Here is a 515-nt window from a genome sequence, read left to right on the forward strand (position 1 = left end):
AGGCTCTCCTCGCGGCCACGGCCTTGTGCTCGCCACGTCCAGCACGCCGGGATCCGTCGTGTCGTCGCCGCCTGGCGTGTCAGGCCCGGTCTGACGCTTGGCTGTCCTGTGCTCGCCCATTGTCGGCAGTTGTAGCGAGCGGCCTTGTGCGGCAACCAGAACGAACTTCTCCAGGAGTTCCTTCAGCTGCGGCACGTACTGGAGGTAGAAGCTGACGAAGAAGCCGTCGTCGTCATCCGGGATACCGTCCTCCGTGCAGGAGCTACGGACATCAGTGCACAGCTCCAGGAGCTTTCGGGGGAGTGCTCCGGGAGGTCCTGTGTTACGCCGTGAGTCTGATCCACATGTGACTGCATGTGGCCGCCATGGTCGGAGGCGGCCACATGTCGTGGTCAACGAGTGCTGTGCCGACGTGAGGCCTACAGGTCGAATTCGATGTGCTCGACGTCGGTGAACTCCACGAGGAGTCCGCCCGCCCGTCGGCCGCCGTCGCGGAAGTACGTCTCCTGGAGGGC

At 64.5% G+C, this 515-nt stretch carries 1 protein-coding gene; it reads right to left on the reverse strand.

Annotated features, from left to right (window positions below):
• The coding region (locus AC1DYK_RS35630) for a hypothetical protein (RefSeq protein ID WP_478170556.1) at window positions 1–195 on the reverse strand (195 nt) is incomplete at its 3' end.
• Window positions 196–515 lie beyond the last annotated feature (320 nt).

It is taken from the genome of Variovorax sp. P2_H12 (assembly GCF_056403395.1).